Origin of the sequence: Corallococcus sp. CA041A, from assembly GCF_003612075.1 — a bacterium.
Lineage (GTDB): Bacteria > Myxococcota > Myxococcia > Myxococcales > Myxococcaceae > Corallococcus > Corallococcus exiguus.
In genome coordinates this window covers 1-20,231 of record NZ_RAWF01000077.1, presented here as the reverse complement: position 1 = coordinate 20,231, position 20,231 = coordinate 1, and the positions used below count along the sequence as shown (strand labels likewise).

The following is a 20,231-nucleotide window of genomic DNA, read 5'->3' as shown; positions in this document are numbered from 1 at the left end:
AGAAGCCCTGGCTCAGGCGCGCAGGGCGGACGACAGCGAGCCCACGAGCGCGTCGAGCCCGTGGCTGAACAGGGTGTAGTGATTGCCTTCCAGCTCCACGAGCTGGCCACCCGAGGTGAGCCGCAGCCACGCCTCCGCGTTCTGCCGCGAGGCGCCTCCGGGCTGCGCGCCCCGGCAGAACCAGACGCGGCCGGCGTAGGGCCGGGCCTGGTACGCGGTGAGGGCGCGCATGTTCGCCTTGAACACCTCCGCGTGCGCCCCCAGCGTCGCGCGGTCGAGCTCCGGAGCGATGGCCTCCTGCGCCCGCAGGTCCTCCACCACGCGCTCCAGCACCGCGTCCGCGGGCAGGGCCCGCAGCGCGCCGGCATCCACCGAGACGCGGCGGGCCGACAGGGCGCCCAGGTCCTCGGCGAAGCGCGCCATCAGCGCCGCCTCGTCCATGGCGTCCCCGCCCTGCCCCGCTGGCGGGACGAGCACGTCGATGAGCGCGAGCGTGGAGACGGTGTCCCCCGCCGCCTGGAGCTGGCGCGCCATCTCGTAGGCGACGACGCCGCCCATGGACCACCCGCCCAGGTGATACGGGCCGCGCGGCTGCACGTCGCGCAGCGCCTCCAGGTACGCGGCGGCCATGGCCTCGATGGACCGGGCCGGCGCGCCGGGCGGCACCTGGATCCCGAAGACGGGCTGATCCGTCCCCAGCTTCCGCGCCAGCTCCGCGTAGCAGAGGACGCTGCCTCCCACCGGGTGCACGAGGAAGAGCGGAGGCCGCGTGCCCGCGGGCTGGATGGGCACCAGCGCGCCACGCCCCTCGCGCCGCGGCGCTTCCGGCCCGGCCAGGGACTCGGCGAGCAGCGCGATGGTGGGCATCTCGAAGAGGGTCGCCAGCGGCAGCTCCCGGCCCAGCTCCTGGCGCAGCCGCGCCATCAGCCGCACCGCGAGCAGCGAGTTGCCGCCCACCTCGAAGAAGTTGTCGTGGACGCCCACGGGCCCCGGCAAGAGCCCTTCCCAGAGGCCGGCCAGCGTCTTCTCCAGCCCGGTGCGCGGCGGCACCTTGACGCCGGTCTGCTTCGGCTGCTGCGTGCCCTCCAGGGCCGGCAGCGCGCCGCGGTCCACCTTCCCGTTCGCGCTGAGCGGCAGCGAGTCCAGCGTCACGAAGGTCTGCGGCACCATGTACTCCGGCAGCTTCGTCCGCAGCGCGTCGCGCAGCGCGTCCAGCGCCGGGGGCGCCTCCGCGTCCAGCACCACGTAGGCCACGAGCCGCTTGTTGCCCCGCTTCTCTCCCACGGCGGACGCGACGGCGGCGCGCACGCCCGGGTGCTGGAGCAGCGCGTTTTCAATCTCGCCCAGCTCGATGCGGAAGCCCTGGACCTTGACCTGGAAGTCCTCGCGGCCCAGGAACTCGATGTCGCCGGACGGCAGGAAGCGGCCCAGGTCTCCCGTGCGGTACAGCCGCTCGCCCGTCAGCGGGTGGCGGATGAAGCTTCCGCGGGTCTTCTCCTCGTCCCGCCAGTAGCCGCGCGCGACGCCCACTCCGCCGATGAAGATCTGCCCCGACACCCAGGTGGGGCACGGCATCAGCGCGTCGTCGAGCACCAGCATCTGCTGGTTCAGCATCGCCTTGCCGTAGGGGATGCTGGGCCAGGTGGGGTCCACGTCGCCAATGGGGTACACGATGGACCAGATGGCCGCCTCGGTGGCGCCGCCCATGCTGTAGACGGCGGCATTCGGCGCCACGGCGTGGATGCGCTCCGGCAGCGACACCGGGATCCAGTCGCCGCTCATCATCACCGTCTTCAGCTGAGGCCACGTCTCGCCCAGGCCCGCCAGGTGGTCGGCCATCATCTCCATCAGCGCCGGGACGCTGTTCCACACCGTCACGCGGTGCTCGCGCACCAGGTGCAGCCAGCGGCCGGGCTCGCGCAGCTCGCCGGGCTCCGGGATGACCAGCGCGCCACCCGCGGCCAGCAGGCCGAAGACGTCCCACACCGACAGGTCGAAGTTCATCGCGGACAGCGCGAAGCCCCGGCTGTCCGCGCCGACGCCGTAGCGTGTGTTGACGTCCAGCAGCGTGTTGAGCGCCGACCGGTGTTCAATCATCACGCCCTTGGGGTGCCCCGTGGAGCCGGACGTGTAGATGACGTAGGCCAGGTCGTCCGGACGCTGCACGCTCGGCAGCGCGTCCGCGGACGGCCGCTGCGCCTCCGGCCCGTCGATGGCCAGCACCGCGCTGGGGTCCACGCCCGAAAGCTCCAGCTTGAGCCAGGACTGGGTGAGCACCTGCCGGGCTCCCGTGTTCTCCAGGAGGTAGCGCAGGCGCGCCGGAGGCAGGTGCGAGTCAATGGGCACATACGCGGCGCCGGACTTGAGGACGCCCAGCGCGGCGACGACCTGCTCCCAGCCCTTCTCCATCACCAGGGCCACGAGCGCGTTGGGCCGGGCCCCCTGCTCGCGCAGCCAGTGCGCGACGCGGTTGGAGGCGGCGTCCAGTTCGCCATAGGTGAGCGTGCGGCGCGAGGTGATGACCGCGGGCTGGTCCGGCTGGAGCGCGGCGGCCCTCACGAACGGCTCGTGCATCAGGCCCTGCGCCACGGGTGCGGCCGTCGCGTTGGCCTCCCGGCGGACGTCCAGTTGCTCCGGAGGCACCAGCAGCCGGGTGCGCTCCGTCCATGCGGCGGGCTCCGCCGCCAGCCGCGTCACCAGGCCCGAGTAGGCCTGGAACATGGCATCGATCATCCCCGCCGGGAACAGCTCCTCCACCACGTCCCAGTTGAGGACGAGTCCACCGCCGTCCTCCACCACCTGGTGGTCCAGGAACACCTGGGGCGTGCGGATGCTGCTGTGGATCTCCTCGCCGCCCGTGCCCATGGTGAGCAGGTGCTGGGCCAGGCCGGCCGGAGCGGCGTCGCCTTCGCGCGAGTGGAAGTTGATGGTGCTCGCGTAGACGACGGGCATGCGGGCGCGCCGCATGTCGCCGTCGCGGCGGTTGAGCTCACGCAGCACGCGCACGCCGCTGAACGACGCGTGGTCCAGGTCGTTCCACAGCTGCTGCTGGAGCCGCTGCGCCCGCGAGGCGATGGACTCCGCGCGCTCCACCTGCACCTCCAGCAGCGTGGTGGCGCTGAAGTTGCCGAGCACCCGGTCCACATGCGGGTGCAGCGGCACTCGGTTGAAGAACAGCACGTTGAGCGTGAAGGCGCGGCTGCGGCCCCAGGTGGCCAGGACCTCCGAGTAGGCCGCGCACATCACCATGGAGGGCGTGACGCCCGCCTCGCGCGCCAGCTCCTTGAAGCGCGCCCACTGCGCCTTGGGCAGCCGGAACGAGCGGTGCGTGAAGCGCGGCAGCTCCAGCGTGCCCGGGTGGCGGGCCATGGGGAGCTCCGGCGCGGGCGGCAGCTTGGGGACGCGGTCGAGCCAGTACTTCTCCGCGGCGGCGTACGCGGGGCCAGACTCCAGCGCCTGCACGCCCAGCACGTAGTCGCGGAAGGTGATGTCGATGGGCCGCAGCGCCCCGGCGCCCTCGCGGTACACGGCGGACCATTCCTTGAAGAGCAGCGACGTGCTCCACGCATCCACCACCAGGGCGTCGAAGCCCAGGTGCAGCCGCGTGCGCTCGCCGTCCAGCCGCGTGGCCCGGACGTCGAACAGCGGGAAGCGGTCCGTCTGGAAGACCTGGGTGGCCATCTCCGTGCGCAGCGCCGCGAGCGCGCGCTCGACCTGGGACGCGTCCTGGCCCCGCAGGTCCACCGTGCGGATGACGAAGGACGGCACCGTGGGCAGCACCCGCTGCTGCCCGTCCGGCGTCACCACCGCGCGCAGCATGTCGTGGCGCTGGATGACGACGTCCAGGCTCGAGCCCAGCCGCTCCAGGTCCACGCCCAGCAGGTCCACCTCCAGGAAGAAGTAGGTGGACACGCCGCCCAGCTCGAAGGAGCGGGTGCGGCCCAGCAGGTACGCCTGCTGGAGGTCCGTCATGCCGAAGGGCTGGTGGCGCCCTTCCCCGTCATGCACGAGCACCTCCACCGGGGCCGGCTCCGCGCTCGCGGTCCGCGCCGGCTCCGCCGCGCTGCTCGCGGGAGGCGCCTCCAGCGACAGCTGACCGAGGATCTCCGAGCAAAGGGCCTTGAGGCTCGCGCCCGCCAGGAGCCCGCCGAGCGACAACGCCACGTTCAGCTCGTTGGCGACCGCGCTCTTGAGTTCCAGCGCCATCAGCGAGTCGAAGCCCGCGTGCGCCAGCGGCGCGTCCACGTCCACGTCCGCGGCGGACGCGCGCAGGATGACGGCGACCTGGGAACGCAGCCACTCCACGAGCCGGGGCGTGCGCTGCGCCACCGGCAGGCGCGCGAGCACGTCCCGCAGGCCCGACGAAGCAGGGCGCGCGGCGCTCGCCGACGGCGTGACTTCCGCGCGCGTCACCTTCTGGAGCGCCTGGACCGTCGTGCGCTTGAGCAGCGCTCCTTCGGCGCGCAGGAAGACGCGGCCCTGCGCGTCCGCCACGTCCACGTCCGCGACAATCGTCGTGTCCCCGTCCTTCCAGGGGCGCAGCCGCACGTGGGCCCGGGTCGCGGCCGCCGGGGTGGCGGGACCGACGACGAAGCGGGCGACCTCGACGATCATGTAGATGGCGTCCTCGGGCACGTTGCCCGGCAGGCACGCGAAGACCGCCTGGAAGAGCGCGTCCACCAGGCCCGGGTGGACGCGGTAGCCCTCCGCCTCCTTCGCGTCGGGCGCGCGCATCGTCGCGAGCGCCTCGCCCTCACGGAAGCGGACCTGCTCGATCCACCGCGCCGAGTGCCCGAGCACCAGCTGGCGCTTCTCCATGCGCGCGTAGAACTCCGCGCCGTCCAGCGTCTGCCCGCAGCGCGCGAGGATGGCGTCCGCGGACTCCAGCCCCTTCTCTTCCTGGGCCTCCGCGAGCCGTCCCTCCACGTGCACCGCCCAGGCGCTGGAGTCCTCCGAGGCCCCCGGCGGCAGGCTGTGGAGCGCGAAGCCACGCTCGCCCTTCGCGTCCGGTGGCTCCACCACCAGGTGCGCGACGCGCGTCTCGTCGTCGTCCATGAGGAGCCCGCGCCGGACCGACAGGCCCTCCACGCGGCAGGCTCCGGCTCCCGGCGTCAGCGCGTGCCAGGACTGGAGCGCGGCCTCCAGGAAGACGCCCACGTTCACCACCCGCATCCCGCCCATCCGGCAGTCCGCCAGGCACGGGTGCTGGGCCGCGTCGTACCGCACGCGGAACTGCGCCGCGGGCAGCGGCGACGGCAGCCGGTTCCCCAGCAGCGTCGTCGAAGCGGTCTCCTCCCGCACCGGGGCCGAGGACCGGGCCGCGGTACCGGGCGCGGGGGCGGCGTACCAGTACCGCTTCCGGTCGAAGGTGTACGTCGGCAGCGGGACCCGGCGCGGCTCGAGCCCCGCGTGCAGGTGGTCCCACTCCAGGTCGGCGCCGCGCGTGTACAGGGCTCCAGCGCTCTCCAGCATGGAGCGCTGGGCGGACAGCCCCTTGCGCATCGAGGGCAAGAAGGCGCGGTCCCCCGCGGGCGCGTAGCGCTTCACCATGCCGATGAGGTGGGGCGCGGGGCCCACCTCCACGAAGGTGTCGAAGCCGTTCTCGAACAGCCACTCCATGCTGGCCTGGAAGCGCACGGCCTCGCGGGCGTGGTCGCGGAAGTAGCGCGGCCCCAGCGTGCCGGCGTCCACGGGCCGGCCCGTCAGATTGGAGATGAGCGGGAGGGACGGCTCATGGAACGTGAGCCCGGACGCGGCCTGCTCCAGCGCGTCCAGCATCGGATCCAGCAGCGGCGAGTGGAACGCCTGCGAGACGTTGATGCGCTTGTGCTTGTGACCCTGCGCCATCAGCGCCTGGAGCACCTGCTCCACGGCGTCCACCTGGCCGGAGATGACGATGTTGTCCGGCGCGTTCACCGCGGCCACGGACACGCGGTCGGCCTTCCCCTCCAACGCCGCCCGCACCTCGGCCTCGCTGGCGAAGACGGACGCCATCGCGCCCGCCGCCGGGAGCGCCTGCATGAGCGCGCCGCGCACGGCGAGCAGCGCCACGGCCGCCTCGGGCTCGAAGACGCCCGCGACGCAGGCCGCGACGTACTCACCCACGCTGTGGCCCAGCACCGCGGCAGGCACGACGCCCCAGCTGCGCCAGAGCATGGCGAGCGCGTACTCCACGGAGAAGAGCGCGGCCTGGGTGTAGCGGGTCTGATCCAACAGCCCCGCCGTGAAGCCCTCCCCGCGCAGGAGCGTGAGCAGCGGCACGTCCCAGTGGGACTTCAGCGCCTCCGCGCAGCGGTCCAACGCCTGCCGGAACACCGGCTGCGAGGCGTGCAACTCCACCGCCATGCCCGGGAACTGGCTGCCCTGGCCGGTGAAGAGGAAGGCCACCTTCGGCCCCTGCCCCACCTGCGCGCGGCCCAGGGACGCACCCGCCGGCAGCTCCCCCGCCGCGATGGCGGACAGCGCGTGCTGGAGCGACTCCAGGTCGTCCACGGGCAGCGCCACGCGCTCCGCGAACCGGGCCCGGCCGGTGTTCACGCTGAAGCACACGTCTTCCAGGAGCAGGTCGCGCTTCGCCGCCAGATGCAACGCGTGCCGGCCCGCCAGCCGCGCCAGCACCGCCGGACTGCGCGCGGACAGGGTGAAGAGCTGCGTGCCGGGCTCGAAGGCCCGCGCCGGGCGCACCACGGCCGGGGCCTCCTCCACCACCAGGTGGGCGTTGGTGCCGCTCGCGCCGAACGAGCTCACCCCCGCGATGCGCGGACGCTCCGCGCGCGGCCACGCCTCCGGCCGGGTGGAGATGGCCACCGGCAGCGCCTCCAGGTCGATCTCCGGGTTCAGCTCCCGGAACTGGACCTGGGGCGGCAGCTCCTCGTTCTGGAGCGCGAGGATGACCTTCATGAGGCCCGCGGCCCCCGCCGCCGGCTCCAGGTGCCCGATGTTGGCCTTGATGGACCCGATGTGGATGCGGTCGCCTTCCGCGCGACCCTCGCCCAGCGCCGCGCCCAGCGCGCGGACCTCTATCGGGTCGCCGAGCGGCGTCCCCGTGCCATGCGTCTCCACATAGCTGACGCGGTCCGCCCCCACGCGCGCGGCCTTGAGCGCACCGCGGATGACGTCCTGCTGCGCCGCGGGGTTGGGCACCGTGAGCCCGCCGCTGCGGCCATCCTGGTTGACGCACGAGCCCCGGATCAGCGCGTGGATGTGGTCCTTCGCCGCCACCGCGTCCGACAGGCGCTTGAGCACGAAGACGACACAGCCCTCGCCGCGGGTGTAGCCGTTGGCGTCGCGGTCGAACGTCTTGCAGTAGCCGTCCGGCGACAGCATGCCCGCGCGCGACAGCACCACGAACCACTCCGGCGACAGCAGCACGTTGACGCCGCCCGCCAGTGCTAGCGAACACTCCCCCGCGCGCAAGCTTTGACATGCCTGGTGCAGGGCGACGGCGGAAGATGAACAGGCCGTGTCCACGGACAGGCTGGGACCGCGCAGGCCCAGCCAGTACGACAGGCGCCCGGCCGCGAACGTGGACGCGTTGCTGGTGAGGCAGTAGGCGTCCAGCTGATCAATGGGCGTCTCCTGCATCAGCTTCTGGCAGTAGTCATAGTTGGTGATGCCCACGAACACGCCGGCCATGCTCCCCTCGAGCTTGTCGAAGGGCTGCGCCGCGTTCTCCAGGGCCTCCCAGCTCACCTCCAGGAACAGGCGCTGCTGGGGATCCAACGTCGCGGCCTCGCGCGGGGAGATGCCGAACACGCCCGCGTCGAACCGGTCGACCTGATCCAGGAACCCGCCCTTGAAGAGCTGTCCGTCCGGGGTCGCCGCGGCGCCGCGCTCCTGGGGGAAGGTGCGGATGCCGTCGCCTCCAGAGCGCAGGAAGCGCCACAGCGTGGAGGGGTCGTCATTGCCGCCCGGCAGGCGGCAGGACATGCCGACCACGGCGATGGGCTCCGAGCGCTGGGACTCGACGGCGTCGAGCTTCCCGCGGAACTCACGGATGCGCTCCAGGGCACGCTGGAGCAGTTCGTCGCGGTTGGACGCTTCGGTGGAAACCGGCGGGGTGCTCATGACAGGTCCTTGCTGGAGATGGAGGAGGTCTCTTCGAGTTCCCGCGCCAGGAGGTCGGCGATGCTGTCAGTGCCGCCTCCCGTCGCCGGGGACAGGCCCAGGGACGCCAGGGGCTGCGGCTCACGCGGCGGGGTGGCGGGTGCCGGGGGTGGCGTGACGAACGTGCCCAGCTGCCGGGACAGCCGCTCCACGGTGGGGTTCTCGAAGATGACGGTCACGGCGAACTTGCGTCCCAGCTGCTGCTCCAGCCGGTTGCGCAGCTGTCCGGCCATCACGGAGTCCATGCCCATCTGGAAGAAGCCACCCTTGGGGTCGAGCCGGGCGGCGTCGAACTTCAGGATGCGCGCCACCTCCGCGTGCACCAGGCTCCGCAGCTTCGTGGCGCGCTCGCGCTCCGGCAGCTCCGCCCAGCCGGCCAGCTGCGGCGAGGCCGGGGCGCGGACTTCCGTGGGACGCCGGACGGGTTCCGGGGGCGTGTCACGCACCGCCGCGCGGGGCAGCTCCAGGCTGGTGGAGCGCACCGACGCGAGCATCGTGACGGGCCGCTCCTTGAACCAGAAGGACTCGCGCTCGAAGGGATAGGTCGGCAGGCGGAGGAAGTGCCCGTGGGGCGCGAGCAGCCGCTCCAGGAGCAGGCCCAGACCCGCCGCGTGGAGCGCCGCCACGGACGTCAGCAGCGCCCCCAGCGCATCCTGGCTCCCACGGAGACAGGACACCGCCAGCACGTCCGTCAGTCCCTGGCGCGCGGCGGCCTCCTCCACCGGCGCGGTCAGCACCGGCTCCGCGCCCAGCTCCACGAAGAGCACGTGGCCCGCGCGCAGCGACTCCTCGATGCCCGGCAACACCTGCGCGGGACGGCGCAGGCACCGCGTCCAGGCGCCAGCGCCCAGGGACTCGCCGTCCAGCACCGTCCCGTCCGCCGAGTACAGGGGCACCGCCGTGAGCCGGGGCGTCAGTCCCGCGAGCGACGCGGTCAGCGCTCCGGCCGCCGCGTCTCCCTTCGCCAGCAGGGCGCCGCACTCACGGGCGACGCGCGCGGCGTCCTCCAGCGACAGCGCTCCCGCGACGTGGGCCGCGGCGATCTCCCCCACTCCCTGCCCGAGCACCGCGCCCGGCTCGACGCCCCACGAGCGCCACAGCTCCGCGAGCGCCACCTGCACGGCGAAGTGCTCACCCACCCCGTCCGCGCCCTGCCCCAGCTGGAGCGCGCCGCGACAGCGCTCCAGGGCCTGGGCGAACACCGGACAGTCGCGGCCCAGCGCCGCGAGCCGGGCCCCTGACAGCCGGGGCTCCGCGGGGAAGAGGAACACCGGGCGTCCCGGCCTTCCGGAGGTGCCCGTCCATGCGCCCGGGGGCCGGACGTCCTGCTGGAGCGCGCGCAGTTGCTGGAGTGCGTCCTCGCGGGTGCGGACGACGAGCCCCACCCGGTGGTCGTGGTGCGTCCGGCGCAGCGCGGCCGTGGCGCAGACGTCCTCCAGCGTTTCATGCTGGCCGGCGCCGCTGGTCAGGTGGTCCGCCAGACGCCGGGCCACGTTCGACAGCGCCTTGCGGCTGCGGGCGGAGAGCACCAGCAGGTGGGAGCGCTCCGCGCCAGACACGGAGGGCCGTGCGGCGGCCTCGGGGCGCGCGGACTCCAGGGTGCCCAGCACGACGTGCGCGTTGGTGCCGCCCGCGCCGAACGAGCTGACCGCGCCGTAGCGGCGCTCCGCCGGATCCGTCCACGGCGTCGACTCCGTGGGCACGTAGAGGCGCGTGCCATCCAGCGAGATGTGCGGGTTGAGCGCCTGGAAGTGCAGGTTCGCCGGGATGACGCCGTGCTTGAGCGACAGCGCGACCTTGAGGATGCCGACGATGCCGGCGCCCGCCTCCAGGTGCCCGATGTTCGTCTTGATGGAGCCGAGCGCGCAGGGCCGCCGCTCGCCCTCCGCGGCGCCGTAGATTTCGGAGAGGGCCTCCACCTCGATGGGGTCGCCCAACGACGTGCCCGTCCCGTGCGCCTCGACGAGCCCCACCTCCGAGCCGGTGAGCCGCGCGCGCTCCAGCGCCTTGCGGATGACGGCCCGCTGGGCCCCGCCGTTGGGGGCCGTGAGGCCGTTGCTGAGCCCGTCCTGGTTGACGGCCGAGCCGTGGATGACGGCCCACACCGGATCCCCGGCCGCGAGCGCGTCCGACAGGCGCTTGAGCACCACGACGCCGCAGCCCTCGCCGCGGACGTAGCCATCCGCGCGCGAGTCGAACGTCTTGCAGCGCCCATCCGGCGCCAGCGGCAGGCCCTTGGAGTGCGCCACCGACACCACGGGCGACAGCAGCAGGTTGAGCCCGCCCACGATGGCGGTGGAGCTCTCCCCGTGGCGCAGGCTCTGGCAGGCCTGGTGGACCGCGACGAGCGACGAGGAGCAGGCCGTGTCGAAGGCCATGCTCGGCCCGCGCAGGTCCAGCAGGTACGACAGCCGGTTGGGGATGATGCAGTTGGTGCCGCCCACCAGCGAGTACGTGCCCAGCACCTGCGGCTCTGAGAGTTGGAGCTGGAGGTAGTCGTTCCCGTTGGCGCCCACGAAGACGCCGGTGTCCGTGCCCGCGAGCGCCTTCGCGCTCAGGCCCGCGTCCTCCAGCGCGTGCCACGCCACCTCCAGGAAGAGGCGCTGCTGCGGATCCATCTGCTCCGCTTCACGGGGCGAGATGCCGAAGAAGTAAGGGTCGAAGCGGTCGGGCGCGTCCAGGAACGCGCCGTAGCGCATGTGCATCCGCCCCGGCGTGGCCACGTCCGCGTCGTAGTAGCGCGACAGGTCCCAGCGGTCCGCGGGCACCTCGCTGACGGCGTCCACCTTGCCGCGCAGCATCTTCCAGAGGGTCTCCGGGGTCTCCCCGCCCCCCGGGATGCGGCACCCCAGGCCGATGATGGCGATGGGCTCCCGGCCCCGGGACTCCAGGGCCTCGAACCGGGCCCGGAGGTCCTTCAGCGCGTCGAGGCTGCGCTTGAGCAGCGTGGGATCATTCGCGGTGGGCAGTGGGGCCGTCATGGTCAGGACTCCTTGATGAGCTGGTGGACCTGGACGAGTTCGGCCTCCAACAGCCGCTCGAGCTCCAGGTCGGAAGGCAATGCCGCGTCGGCGGGAACGGCGGGTGCGGCGGGCACGGGCGCTGGCGGGACGACGCGCGCGGGCGTGGACCGGGCCGCTGGGGCGGACGAGGCCTGGCTCAGGACGAACCCCGTCAGCGCCTCCACCGTGGGGTGATTCCAGAGCGCGGTGGCGGAGAGCCGGATGCCGGTGCGCGCCTCGATGCGGTTGCGCAGCTCCAGCGACATGACGGAGTCCATGCCCAGGGTGCGCAGCGGCTGGTCCACGGGGACGCGCGCCGGGGCCAGCTTGAGCACCGTGGCCACCACCTGCCGCAGCTCGTCCTCGGCGCGGGACCGCCGCCGCGAGGGCTCCAGCGCGCCCAGCTCGTCGAACAGCGTCCGGGACGAAGCAGCGGCCGGGCGGGCCTCGTCAGTCCGGGCAACGGCGGGCCGCGCCACGTCGAGCACGCGGACCTTCAGCCCGTCGACGTGGAACAGGGGCTCGCCCGCGTCGGTGAACGCCACCACGTCCACCAGGAACACCGGGCCCTCACCGCCCGGACGGCGCTGCGCGTGGACGTGGAAGGCGCCCTCCGGGAGGCGGTGGAGCGCGAACCCGTCCACCCCGACGCTGATGAGCTGCCGTCCCCGGAACACCAGGCTGGGCGGCAGCGTGGCGATGGAGAGCTGGAGCGCGGAGTCGATGCAGGCCACCCGCGCCAGCTCCGGGTCCACGGAGGCCGCGGGCGGAAGGATGCGCCCCAGCGCCTGCGCCTCGCGGGACCAGACGCAGTCCACGCCACGGAAGGCGGCGCGGTACTCCAGCCCGCAGCCCGCCAGCAGTTCGTAGTACCGCACGGAGTCCAGCAGCATCGCCGCGGAGCCGCGCAGCGAGTCCCGGAGCGCCAGCGCCTCCTGCGCCCGCTCCCGGCCCACCGCCGCCGCCGGCCCCGAGTCCACCAGGGCCCGAGCGTGCGGCACCCACGTGCGGCCCTCGCCCTGGGAGAACACCTGGAGCTCGCGCTGAGCGTCGCGCACGGAGAGCACGGTCTGCACGCGCGGCGCGGGCTCGGAGCCCAATATCAGCGGCTGCGGGAAGGCGATGTCCCTCAGCGCCACGGGCGCGGCCCCCAACGCCTCCTTCGCGGCACCCAGCGCCATGGACAGGAAGACGGCGCCGGGAACCACGGCGTCACCGCCCACGCGGTGGTCGGCGAGGAAGCCGGACACGTCCGCGCCCCACTCGGCCTGCCAGTGGTGCAGCCGCGGCTCCAAGGCGGACGGGAAGTGGCTGCCCAGGAGCCCCTCACCGCTCGGACGGCTGGCGGCGACGGGGGCACGGACCGCGGGCGCCGCGTCCAGCCAGAAGCGCTCGCGCTGCCAGGGGTAGGAAGGCAGCGGCACGCCGGGGCGCCCCGCGCGGGTGACGGCGCTCCAGACAGGCTCCAGGCCTCGCGTGTAGAGCGCCGCCACGGAGCGCAGCAGCGTCTCGCGCTCGGACTCGTTGCGCCGCAGCGACGGCAGCACCTCGCCCGGCTGGTCCACGTCCGCCAGCTCCTGCTCCACGGCGGGCAGCAGGATGGGATGCGGGCTCATCTCGATGAAGACGTCGTGTCCCGCCTCGCGCGCGCGCCGGACCGCCGAGGCGAAGAGGACGGGGTCGCGCAGGTTGCGCACCCAGTAGCCCGCGTCGAAGTCGCGGCCGTCCGTCACCGCGTCCAGGACCGTGGAGTGGATGGGCACCGCCGACGGCGAGGGCTGCACGCCCGCCAGCACCTCCAGCAGCTCGCCCTTCAGCGCGTCCATCTGCGGGCTGTGGGAGGCGACATCCACCTTGACCCAGCGCCAGAAGACGCCGCGGGCCTGGAGCGCCTGGGAGATGACCTCCAGCGCCTGTGGCTGGCCCGACAGCACGGTGGAGCGGGAGCTGTTGCTCACGGCCACGGCGACCTGCGCCTCGTGGCCGCGCAGGACCTCCCGGGCCTCGTCCAGCGTCAGCTCCGCGGCGAGCATCGCGCCCTGTCCGCTCACCCGGCGGAGCAGCTGACTGCGGCGGCAGATGATCCGCGCGGCGTCCGCCAGGTTCAGCGCGCCCGCGACATACGCCGCCGCGACCTCGCCCATGCTGTGGCCGATGACCGCCTTCGGCCGCACGCCCCACGAGCGCCAGAGCGCGGCCAACGCCACCTCCACGGCGAAGAGCACCGGCTGCACCACGTCCACCCGGGCCATCCGCGACGCGGCCTCGGACGCCTCCAGTTCCTCCAGCACGGACCAGCCGGTGAGCGCGTGGATGGCGGCGTCGCACCGCCCGAGCTCCGCGCGAAACGCCGGCTCGTCGCGCAAGAGCTGCCGGGCCATTCCGTGCCACTGCGAGCCCTGCCCCGGGAAGACGAACACCACCGAGGGCGCCTTCGCGAGCGCCGGAGTCACCAGCCGCTCATGGGGCTCGCCCCGGGCGAACGCATCCAGCGCCTGGGCCAGGTCCTCCCCTCCGCGCGCGACCACCGCCAGTCGCTCCGCGTGGTGCGTCCGGCGCAGCGCGGCCGTGGCGGCGACGTCCTGCACCTGCGTCCAGGGCGCGTGGCGAAGCGTCCCGGCCACGCGCGCCGCCAGCTCCCGGAGCGCCTGCGGGGTATGGGCGGACAGCGGCACCAGCGCATCGCGGGTGGCGGGGATGGCCGCCCCCGCGCATCCCAGACGGAACAGCGTGGCGCGCGCTTCGTACAGGGACAGCCGCTCGTCCTCGTCCCGCGTGGTGGACGGCAGGACGACAGGGGGCGGCTGCCGGCCCTCGGCGGCCTGCTGCAGGGCTCCCACCAGCACGGGGTGCGGGCTGAGCTCCACCAGCGCGTCCACGCCGTCGGCCACCAGCGACGCGAGCACCGGGGCAAGCCACACCGGCGTGCGAAGGTTCTGGCCGAAGTAGCGCCCGTCCACCTCCGGCCCCTCCATCCGCCGCCGCAGCGCGGTGGAGATCATCGGCAGGCGCGCGGGCTTCGGACGGAGCCCGGCGAGCACCGTCTCCAGTTCCGGGAGGATCTCGTCGATCTGCGGGCTGTGCGCGGCGACGTTCACGCGGATCCGCGCGCACAGCTCCTTGCGGCGCTTGAGCTCCGCGAGGAGCGCGTCGAGCGCGGCCGGGTCTCCGGACAGCACGGTGGACCGGGGGCCGTTGTGGCCGGCCAGCACCACCGCCCCACCCGTGGCCTCCAGGAGCCCGGTCAGCGCGTCGGGCGGCAGGTTGACCACGGCCATGCCGCCCCGGTCCGCCAGCAGCTTCTGCAGGCGGCTGTAGTGGTGGATGACGAGCGCCGCCTCCTCCAGGTCGAGGATGCCCGCGATGTGCGCGGCGGCGATCTCCCCCAGGCTGTGCCCCACGACGACGTCCGGGGTGATGCCCCAGGCGCGCCACTGCTCCGCCAGGGCCACCTGGAACGCGAAGAGGAGCGGCTGCACCACGTCCACGTCGTCGTAGCGGGCAATGCCCTCCGCCTTGAACAGCTCCTCCCGGAGCGACTGGCCGGAGTGGACCGCCAGGGCCGCGTCCACGCGCTCGAAGGCCGCGCGGAAGGCGTCCTCCGTGAGCAGCATGCGCCGGCCCATGCCCACCCACTGGCCGCCCTGCGGAGCGCAGACGAAGGCCACCTTCGGAGGCCGGCCAGGCGCCGTCCCCAGCGTCACCGTCCCCGCCACGCCGTCCAGGAACCCGCTCAAGCGCGCCACCAGCTCGCCCCGGGTGCGCACGCACACGGTGAGCCGCTCCGGGCCGGAAGCCTCCGGCGCCAGCACCGCGTGGAGCGCGTCGAGCGGCACCCCGGTCCGCAGGGCGTCGAGCGCGCGGCGGGCCTCGGCCTTCAGGGCCTCGGTTCCGGACGCCGCCAGCCCCACCCAGGCGAGCCGCGATGGCGGGGCCTCCTGGAGCACGACGTGGGCGTTGGTGCCGCCCCAGCCGAACGCGCTGACACCCGCCACGGCCAACCCGTCCTGCACCGGCCACGCGCGGGTCTCACGCGAGACCTCCAGCCGGAGTTCCTCGAAGGGGATGAGCGGGTTGGGCCGCGTGAAGTGGAGGCTGGGCACCACCGTGCGCTGCTCGACGCACAGGCAGGCCTTGAGGAAGCCGGCGATGCCCGCGGCCCCCTCCAGGTGGCCGATGTTGGTCTTCACCGAGCCGATGACCAGCGGCGGGCCCTCCCCGCGCGCCTTCGCGAACACGGCCCCGAGCGCGCCCGCTTCAATGGGGTCTCCCAGCGCCGTCCCCGTGCCGTGCGTCTCCACGTAGCCCACCGCGCCGGGCGCCACGCCCGAGCGCGCGTGGACCTGCCGCAGCAGCTTCTCCTGGGCCTCCGGGTTGGGCGCCGTGAGGCCATTGCTCGGCCCATCGTTGTTGCTGCCCGTGGCGCGGATGACGCAGCGGATGGTGTCGCCAGCGGCGAGCGCGGCGGAGAGTGGCTTGAGGACCACCACGCCCCCGCCCTCTCCGCGCCCGAAGCCGTCCGCGCTCGCGTCGAAGGCCTTGCACACGCCGTCCGGCGACAGGCCTCCGAAGCGGGACAGCGCCACCATGGTGTGCGGCGAGGCCATCACGCTGACGCCGCCGACGATGGCCGTGGTGCTCTCCCCCGCCCACAGGCTCTGGCAGGCCAGGTGGACCGCCACCAGTGACGACGAGCACGCCGTGTCGAGGACGAGGCTGGGCCCCTGGAGGCCCAGCACGTACGACAGCCGGTTGGCGATCATGTTGAGCGCCTGCCCGGTGGCCGTGTGCGGCGTGATGCGCCCCGGCTCCGCGCCGCCCAGCTCCGCGTAGTCACGCCAGATGGCGCCGACGAACACGCCCGTCGCCGTCGCGTGCAGCTCGCGCGGGACGATGCCAGCGTCCTCGAGCGCCTCCCACGCCAGCTCCAGGAACAGGCGCTGCTGCGGATCCATCTCCGCCGCCTCGCGCGGGGAGATGCCGAAGAACAGCGGATCGAACCCCGCGATGTCTGGCAGGAACCCGGCGCGGCGCGGCACCGGCGCGCTGCCCCCGCCGCGATCCGCCTGCTGCAGCCGCCCGTCCGCCCAGCGCCCGGAGGGGACCTCCGACACCGCGTCGCGCCCGGTGCGCAGCAGCTCCCAGAACGCGGTGAGGTCCGCCGCGCCCGGAAGGCGGCAGGCCATGCCCACCACCGCGATCGGCTCGTCGCGGGCCACGGAAGGCCCGGCGGCCTCCACGTGAGCCGTGGCGTCCGCGTCACCCGTGGACAGGTGCCGCAAGAGCGCGTCCACGCTGGGGTGGCGCCAGAAGACCGTGGGAGACACCTCGCGTCCGGCCAGCTCCGACAGCGCCCGGCCGAGCGCCACCGCGCCCAGCGAGTCCAGCCCGTAGTGGCTGAAGGGCCGGCGGGAGTCGATCTGCTCTGGCGACAGGCCGTTGCGGCGCGCCAATGCCTCCAGCAGGTGTGACCTGAGCGCGGACAGCACGGACGCGTCCGTCACAGGATCAGAGTTCGTCGGCGCACCCATGGCATTTCCCCCTGTCAGCCCTTCCCCAAGGGCCCGGTTTCCACGTCAGCGCAAGGCAGACCCCACCCGCGCCTGAAGCCACTCAAGACACGACAAGACCGTCACCGCGAACGCGGACTCGCGCGCCAGCGCGAAGGGCCTGGGCGCGAAACATCGGATGTCTGGGAGGAAGCCCTGGGGCCTGGCCCGGGGCCCCCGAGCACTACGCCTGGCGCGCCGCCGCCCCGGACGGGCGGGTCCACGCGAATTCCTTCAGCGCCGGCTCCAGCTCCACGCCGCCCAGGTGGTTCGCGTAGTTCACCAGCACCTGCTGGGAGAGGGCCAGGATGACGTCGAGCGCGTTGGCGCTCGTGAAGCCCTGGGCCGTGAACCGGCTCCAGAGGTCGTCTCCCACGGTCCCCTTCTCACGGACCACCGTCCGGGTGAACTCCGCGAGCAGCTCCAGCCGTGGATCCGGCAGCGTCGTCCCCGACCGGAGCGCGGCCACGAGCGCATCCGGAACCTGGAGCTTGCGACACAAGAAGCTGTGGAAGGCCATGCAGTACGAACAGTCGTTCTCCCAGCCGATGGTCATGATGACCACCTCGCGCTCCACGGCGCCCAGGGAGGACTGGGCCAGCAGCGGCCCCATCTGCGCGAAGGCCTGCGTCACGCCGGGCGACTCCGCGATGAGCCCCAGCAGGTTCGAACGGAAACCGGCGGACTTCTCCACCGCGGCCAGCACCGGACGGGACTGCTCCGGCGCGCTCTCAATCGTATGAATCCTCAGTCGCCCCAAGACTCACCCTCCCCAAAAATGGAATGTTGGATTCAGTTGACAATGCCACCCCGAGAAATCCGTTTCAACAAAGAAACACATCCATTTCAATTTTCACTTGCGCACGTCGCGCCTGATTTATGGGGATTTTATGTATGATTACTTCTCCAGAAATCACACGTGATTTCATGGACTTACGATTCCCGGAGAAGAATCGACAGGTCCGGCGTAACGCCGGCCTGGGGTCGCGACCTTAATGACTGGCAAGCCGCAATCATGCGGCCTCAGGAGTTCTCAATGTCCCGTCTGAACCTTGTCGACGCTTCGCACGCCACGCTCAAACCCATCAAGGAGAAGCTGGGCGCCAACCTGCCTCCGCCGGTCCGGGTGCTTGCCAATTCGCCCGCGGCGATGAGCGCTTTCTTCGCGCTGCACGGGACGCTGGGCCAGGGGCAGCTGACGCCGCGCGTCCGCGAGCAGATCGCGCTCGCGGTGGGCAACGCGCAGGGCTGCCGCTACTGCGTCTCGCACCACACCCAGCTGGGCCGCAAGACGGGCCTCTCTGATCAGGAGCTGGATCAGGCGCGCTCCGGCAAGGCGCCGGACGCCAAGGTGGAGGCGGCGCTCCAGTTCTCCCGTCAGATCGCGGCGCGGCGCGGCGCGGTGACGGACGCGGAGCTGGCGGCGGTGCGTGCCGCGGGCTGGACCGACGGCGACGTGGTGGAGATCCTGGCGCAGGTCGTCGCCACCACCTTCGGCAACTACCTCAACCACCTGGCCCAGACGGAGATCGACATCCCGCCCGTGGACCTGGTCCCAGCGGCGGTCATCGACGGAATCCACGCGTGACAGCGACCTTCGAGCCCGGGGCCCGCTTTCCCGACCTGGAGTTGCGGGACGGGGCAGGCAAGCCCACGCGGCTGGGCGAGGCCATGGGCGGCGAGGCGGCGGTGGTGTTCTTCCTCCGCAACGCCGCCTGTCCCGTGTGCCGCAACCACTTGAAGACGCTGGCGAAGCGCCAGAGCGACATCGCGGCGAACCAGGCGAAGGTGATCTCGGTCATCCCGGATGGGCCCGAGGAGGCGCGGGAGCTGGCCACCTGGCTGGGGGTGCCGGTGCCGGTGCTGACCAGCGGGACGGGCACGCACGCGGAAGCGGGCCTGGAGCCGATCCTCTGGGGCAAGCTGCAACCGAGCGGCACCGTGCTGCTGGCCCCCTCCCGAGAGGTCGTCTACGGGAGGCAGTCCGCCCTGCCGCCGCTGGGCTTCAACGAGAAGGAGCTGATGACCGCGCTCGCGCGTGGGGCGCACCGCCCGGCTTAGGCGACGGCGCAAGTCATCATGCGTCATCCGGGTCTTCCGGCCTTCCCCCTTCGGCGGCCTTCGCCGAAGGGGGTTAGGATGGCGGAGCCATGCCTGATGACAGCTCCCCGGACGCCGCCACCGAGCGCGCCCAGTTCCTTTCCTGGATCACCCTGCTCGTCCACCAGCACCGTGCGCGACTGGTGACGAGCGCGAGGCGCCGGGGTCTGCCTCCCGAGGACGCGCTCGATTGCGTCCAGGACGCCTTCGTCACCTTCCTGCGGATGCCGGAGGCCACGACCCTGTCGGCCCGCTCCAGCGAGGTCGAGCGCCTTCTGTCGACGCTGGTGGCCCACGCCGCGCTGAATCAGCGGCGCAAGCTGGCGCGCCGGGCGCTGCCGACCGAGATCGAACTGTCCGAGGTGGCCTCCGACCTGCCTTCAGCGGACACGCTGGTGGCGGAGGCGGAGGCGCGGGTGAGCCTGGTGCGCTGTGTCCAGCAGTTGTCGCAGATGCAGCAGGCGGTGATCCGCCTCCGGCTCCTGGACGAGTGTCCGGGCGAGGAGGTCTCCACGCTGCTGGAGATCTCGCCGGAGAACGCCCGCATCCTCCTGTTCCGCGCGCGCCAGCGCCTGCGGGAGTGCCTGGTGCTGGCGATGAAGGACCCGGGGCCGCCCGACATGGCCGCCGCGGAGACCGCGCCGCGGTCCCTGCAGGACAGCGCCAGCGACCAGCGCCTCCGGCAGTCCTGAGCGAGCGCTACAGCACTTCCGCGCGCAGGTCGGGGAACACCTTCCCCACCTTTCCGAGCAGGTAGGCCCCGTACGTGCCCCGGAAAGAGTGCACGCTCTGCCGGTCCCACCGCTCCGCGTGGTCGTCCGCGCCCGCGTCCTTCAAAGCGGGTGAGTCGATGGCCGCGATCTCCGCCGTCCAGTCGGGGTCGAAGAAGAACGGCAGCGACAGCCGGTCACGGCCGGCGCGGTTGAGCACCCGATGCGGCGTGGAGCGGTACACACCGCGCGTCATCCGGTCGAGCATGTCGCCGATGTTGCACACGAACGCGTCCTCCACCGGCGGCGCGTCCACCCACCGCGTGTGCCCGTCCTGGCGCGTCTTCACCTGGAGCCCGCCCGCGTCGTCCTGCTTGAGGATGGTGAGCACGCCGTAGTCGGTGTGCTCGCCCACGCCCCACACCGGCAGCCCTTGCGCGTCCACCTCCGGGCCCGGCGGGTAGTTGAAGATGCGGAACAGCACCGTCGGATCCGCCATGTACCGAGCGGCGAAGAAGTCCGCCTCCAGGTCCAGGCTGAGCGCGATGCTGGACATCAACGCGTGTCCCAGCGACGTCAGCGCCGCCATGTACGCCAGCACCGCGCCGCCCAGCCCGTCCGGCTCAAGGGGGAACAGGTTGGGTCCATGCAGCGGAGTGTCGGCGCGCACGCGAGGGTCGTCCGGCGACAGCTCCGTGCCGAAATACAACCCCTCCTTGCGATCCGGCCGGCCCGACGTGAGCTCCCCGCCCACGGGGAAGAAG

General features: G+C 72.8%; 8 protein-coding genes. 3 read left to right on the top strand and 5 right to left on the bottom strand.

What is annotated here, in order from left to right:
- Positions 1-12: 12 nt before the first annotated feature.
- From D7V77_RS15990 to D7V77_RS15975, 4 genes are all read right to left on the bottom strand, one after another.
- Positions 13-8,067, bottom strand: a complete 8,055-nt coding sequence (locus D7V77_RS15990) for a non-ribosomal peptide synthetase/type I polyketide synthase (protein WP_120577157.1) — start codon at positions 8,065-8,067, stop codon at positions 13-15.
- Positions 8,064-11,087 carry a type I polyketide synthase gene (locus tag D7V77_RS15985; RefSeq protein WP_120577156.1) on the bottom strand — a complete coding sequence of 1,008 codons (3,024 nt, stop codon included), beginning with the start codon at positions 11,085-11,087 and terminating at the stop codon, positions 8,064-8,066. The genes D7V77_RS15990 and D7V77_RS15985 overlap by 4 nt, the downstream gene beginning before the upstream one ends.
- Positions 11,088-11,089: 2 nt before the next feature.
- Entirely contained in the window at positions 11,090-16,639 is a 5,550-nt protein-coding gene (locus D7V77_RS15980) for a type I polyketide synthase (RefSeq protein ID WP_120577155.1), read from the bottom strand.
- A 202-nt stretch (positions 16,640-16,841) separates the two neighbouring features.
- The gene (locus tag D7V77_RS15975) at positions 16,842-17,417 is read right to left on the bottom strand and encodes a carboxymuconolactone decarboxylase family protein (RefSeq protein ID WP_126933717.1); all 576 of its coding nucleotides are present in this window, start codon (positions 17,415-17,417) and stop codon (positions 16,842-16,844) included.
- Positions 17,418-17,693: 276 nt separating this feature from the next.
- Between D7V77_RS15975 and D7V77_RS15970 the strand changes: the two genes are divergently transcribed.
- The 3 genes from D7V77_RS15970 (at position 17,694) to D7V77_RS15960 (ending at position 19,449) form a co-directional block, all read left to right on the top strand.
- Entirely contained in the window at positions 17,694-18,245 is a 552-nt protein-coding gene (locus D7V77_RS15970) for a carboxymuconolactone decarboxylase family protein (RefSeq protein WP_120553475.1), read from the top strand.
- Positions 18,242-18,718 (top strand): redoxin domain-containing protein, encoded by a 477-nt coding sequence (locus D7V77_RS15965; RefSeq protein ID WP_158624412.1) that lies wholly within the window; start codon positions 18,242-18,244, stop codon positions 18,716-18,718. The genes D7V77_RS15970 and D7V77_RS15965 overlap by 4 nt, the downstream gene beginning before the upstream one ends.
- 89 nt (positions 18,719-18,807) lie before the next feature.
- Positions 18,808-19,449 carry an RNA polymerase sigma factor gene (locus tag D7V77_RS15960; RefSeq protein ID WP_120577151.1) on the top strand — a complete coding sequence of 214 codons (642 nt, stop codon included), beginning with the start codon at positions 18,808-18,810 and terminating at the stop codon, positions 19,447-19,449.
- A gap of 7 nt (positions 19,450-19,456) precedes the next feature.
- Here the strand turns inward: D7V77_RS15960 and D7V77_RS15955 are convergent.
- Positions 19,457-20,231: isopenicillin N synthase family oxygenase (locus tag D7V77_RS15955; RefSeq protein WP_147452072.1), on the bottom strand; the 775-nt coding region annotated here is incomplete at its 5' end.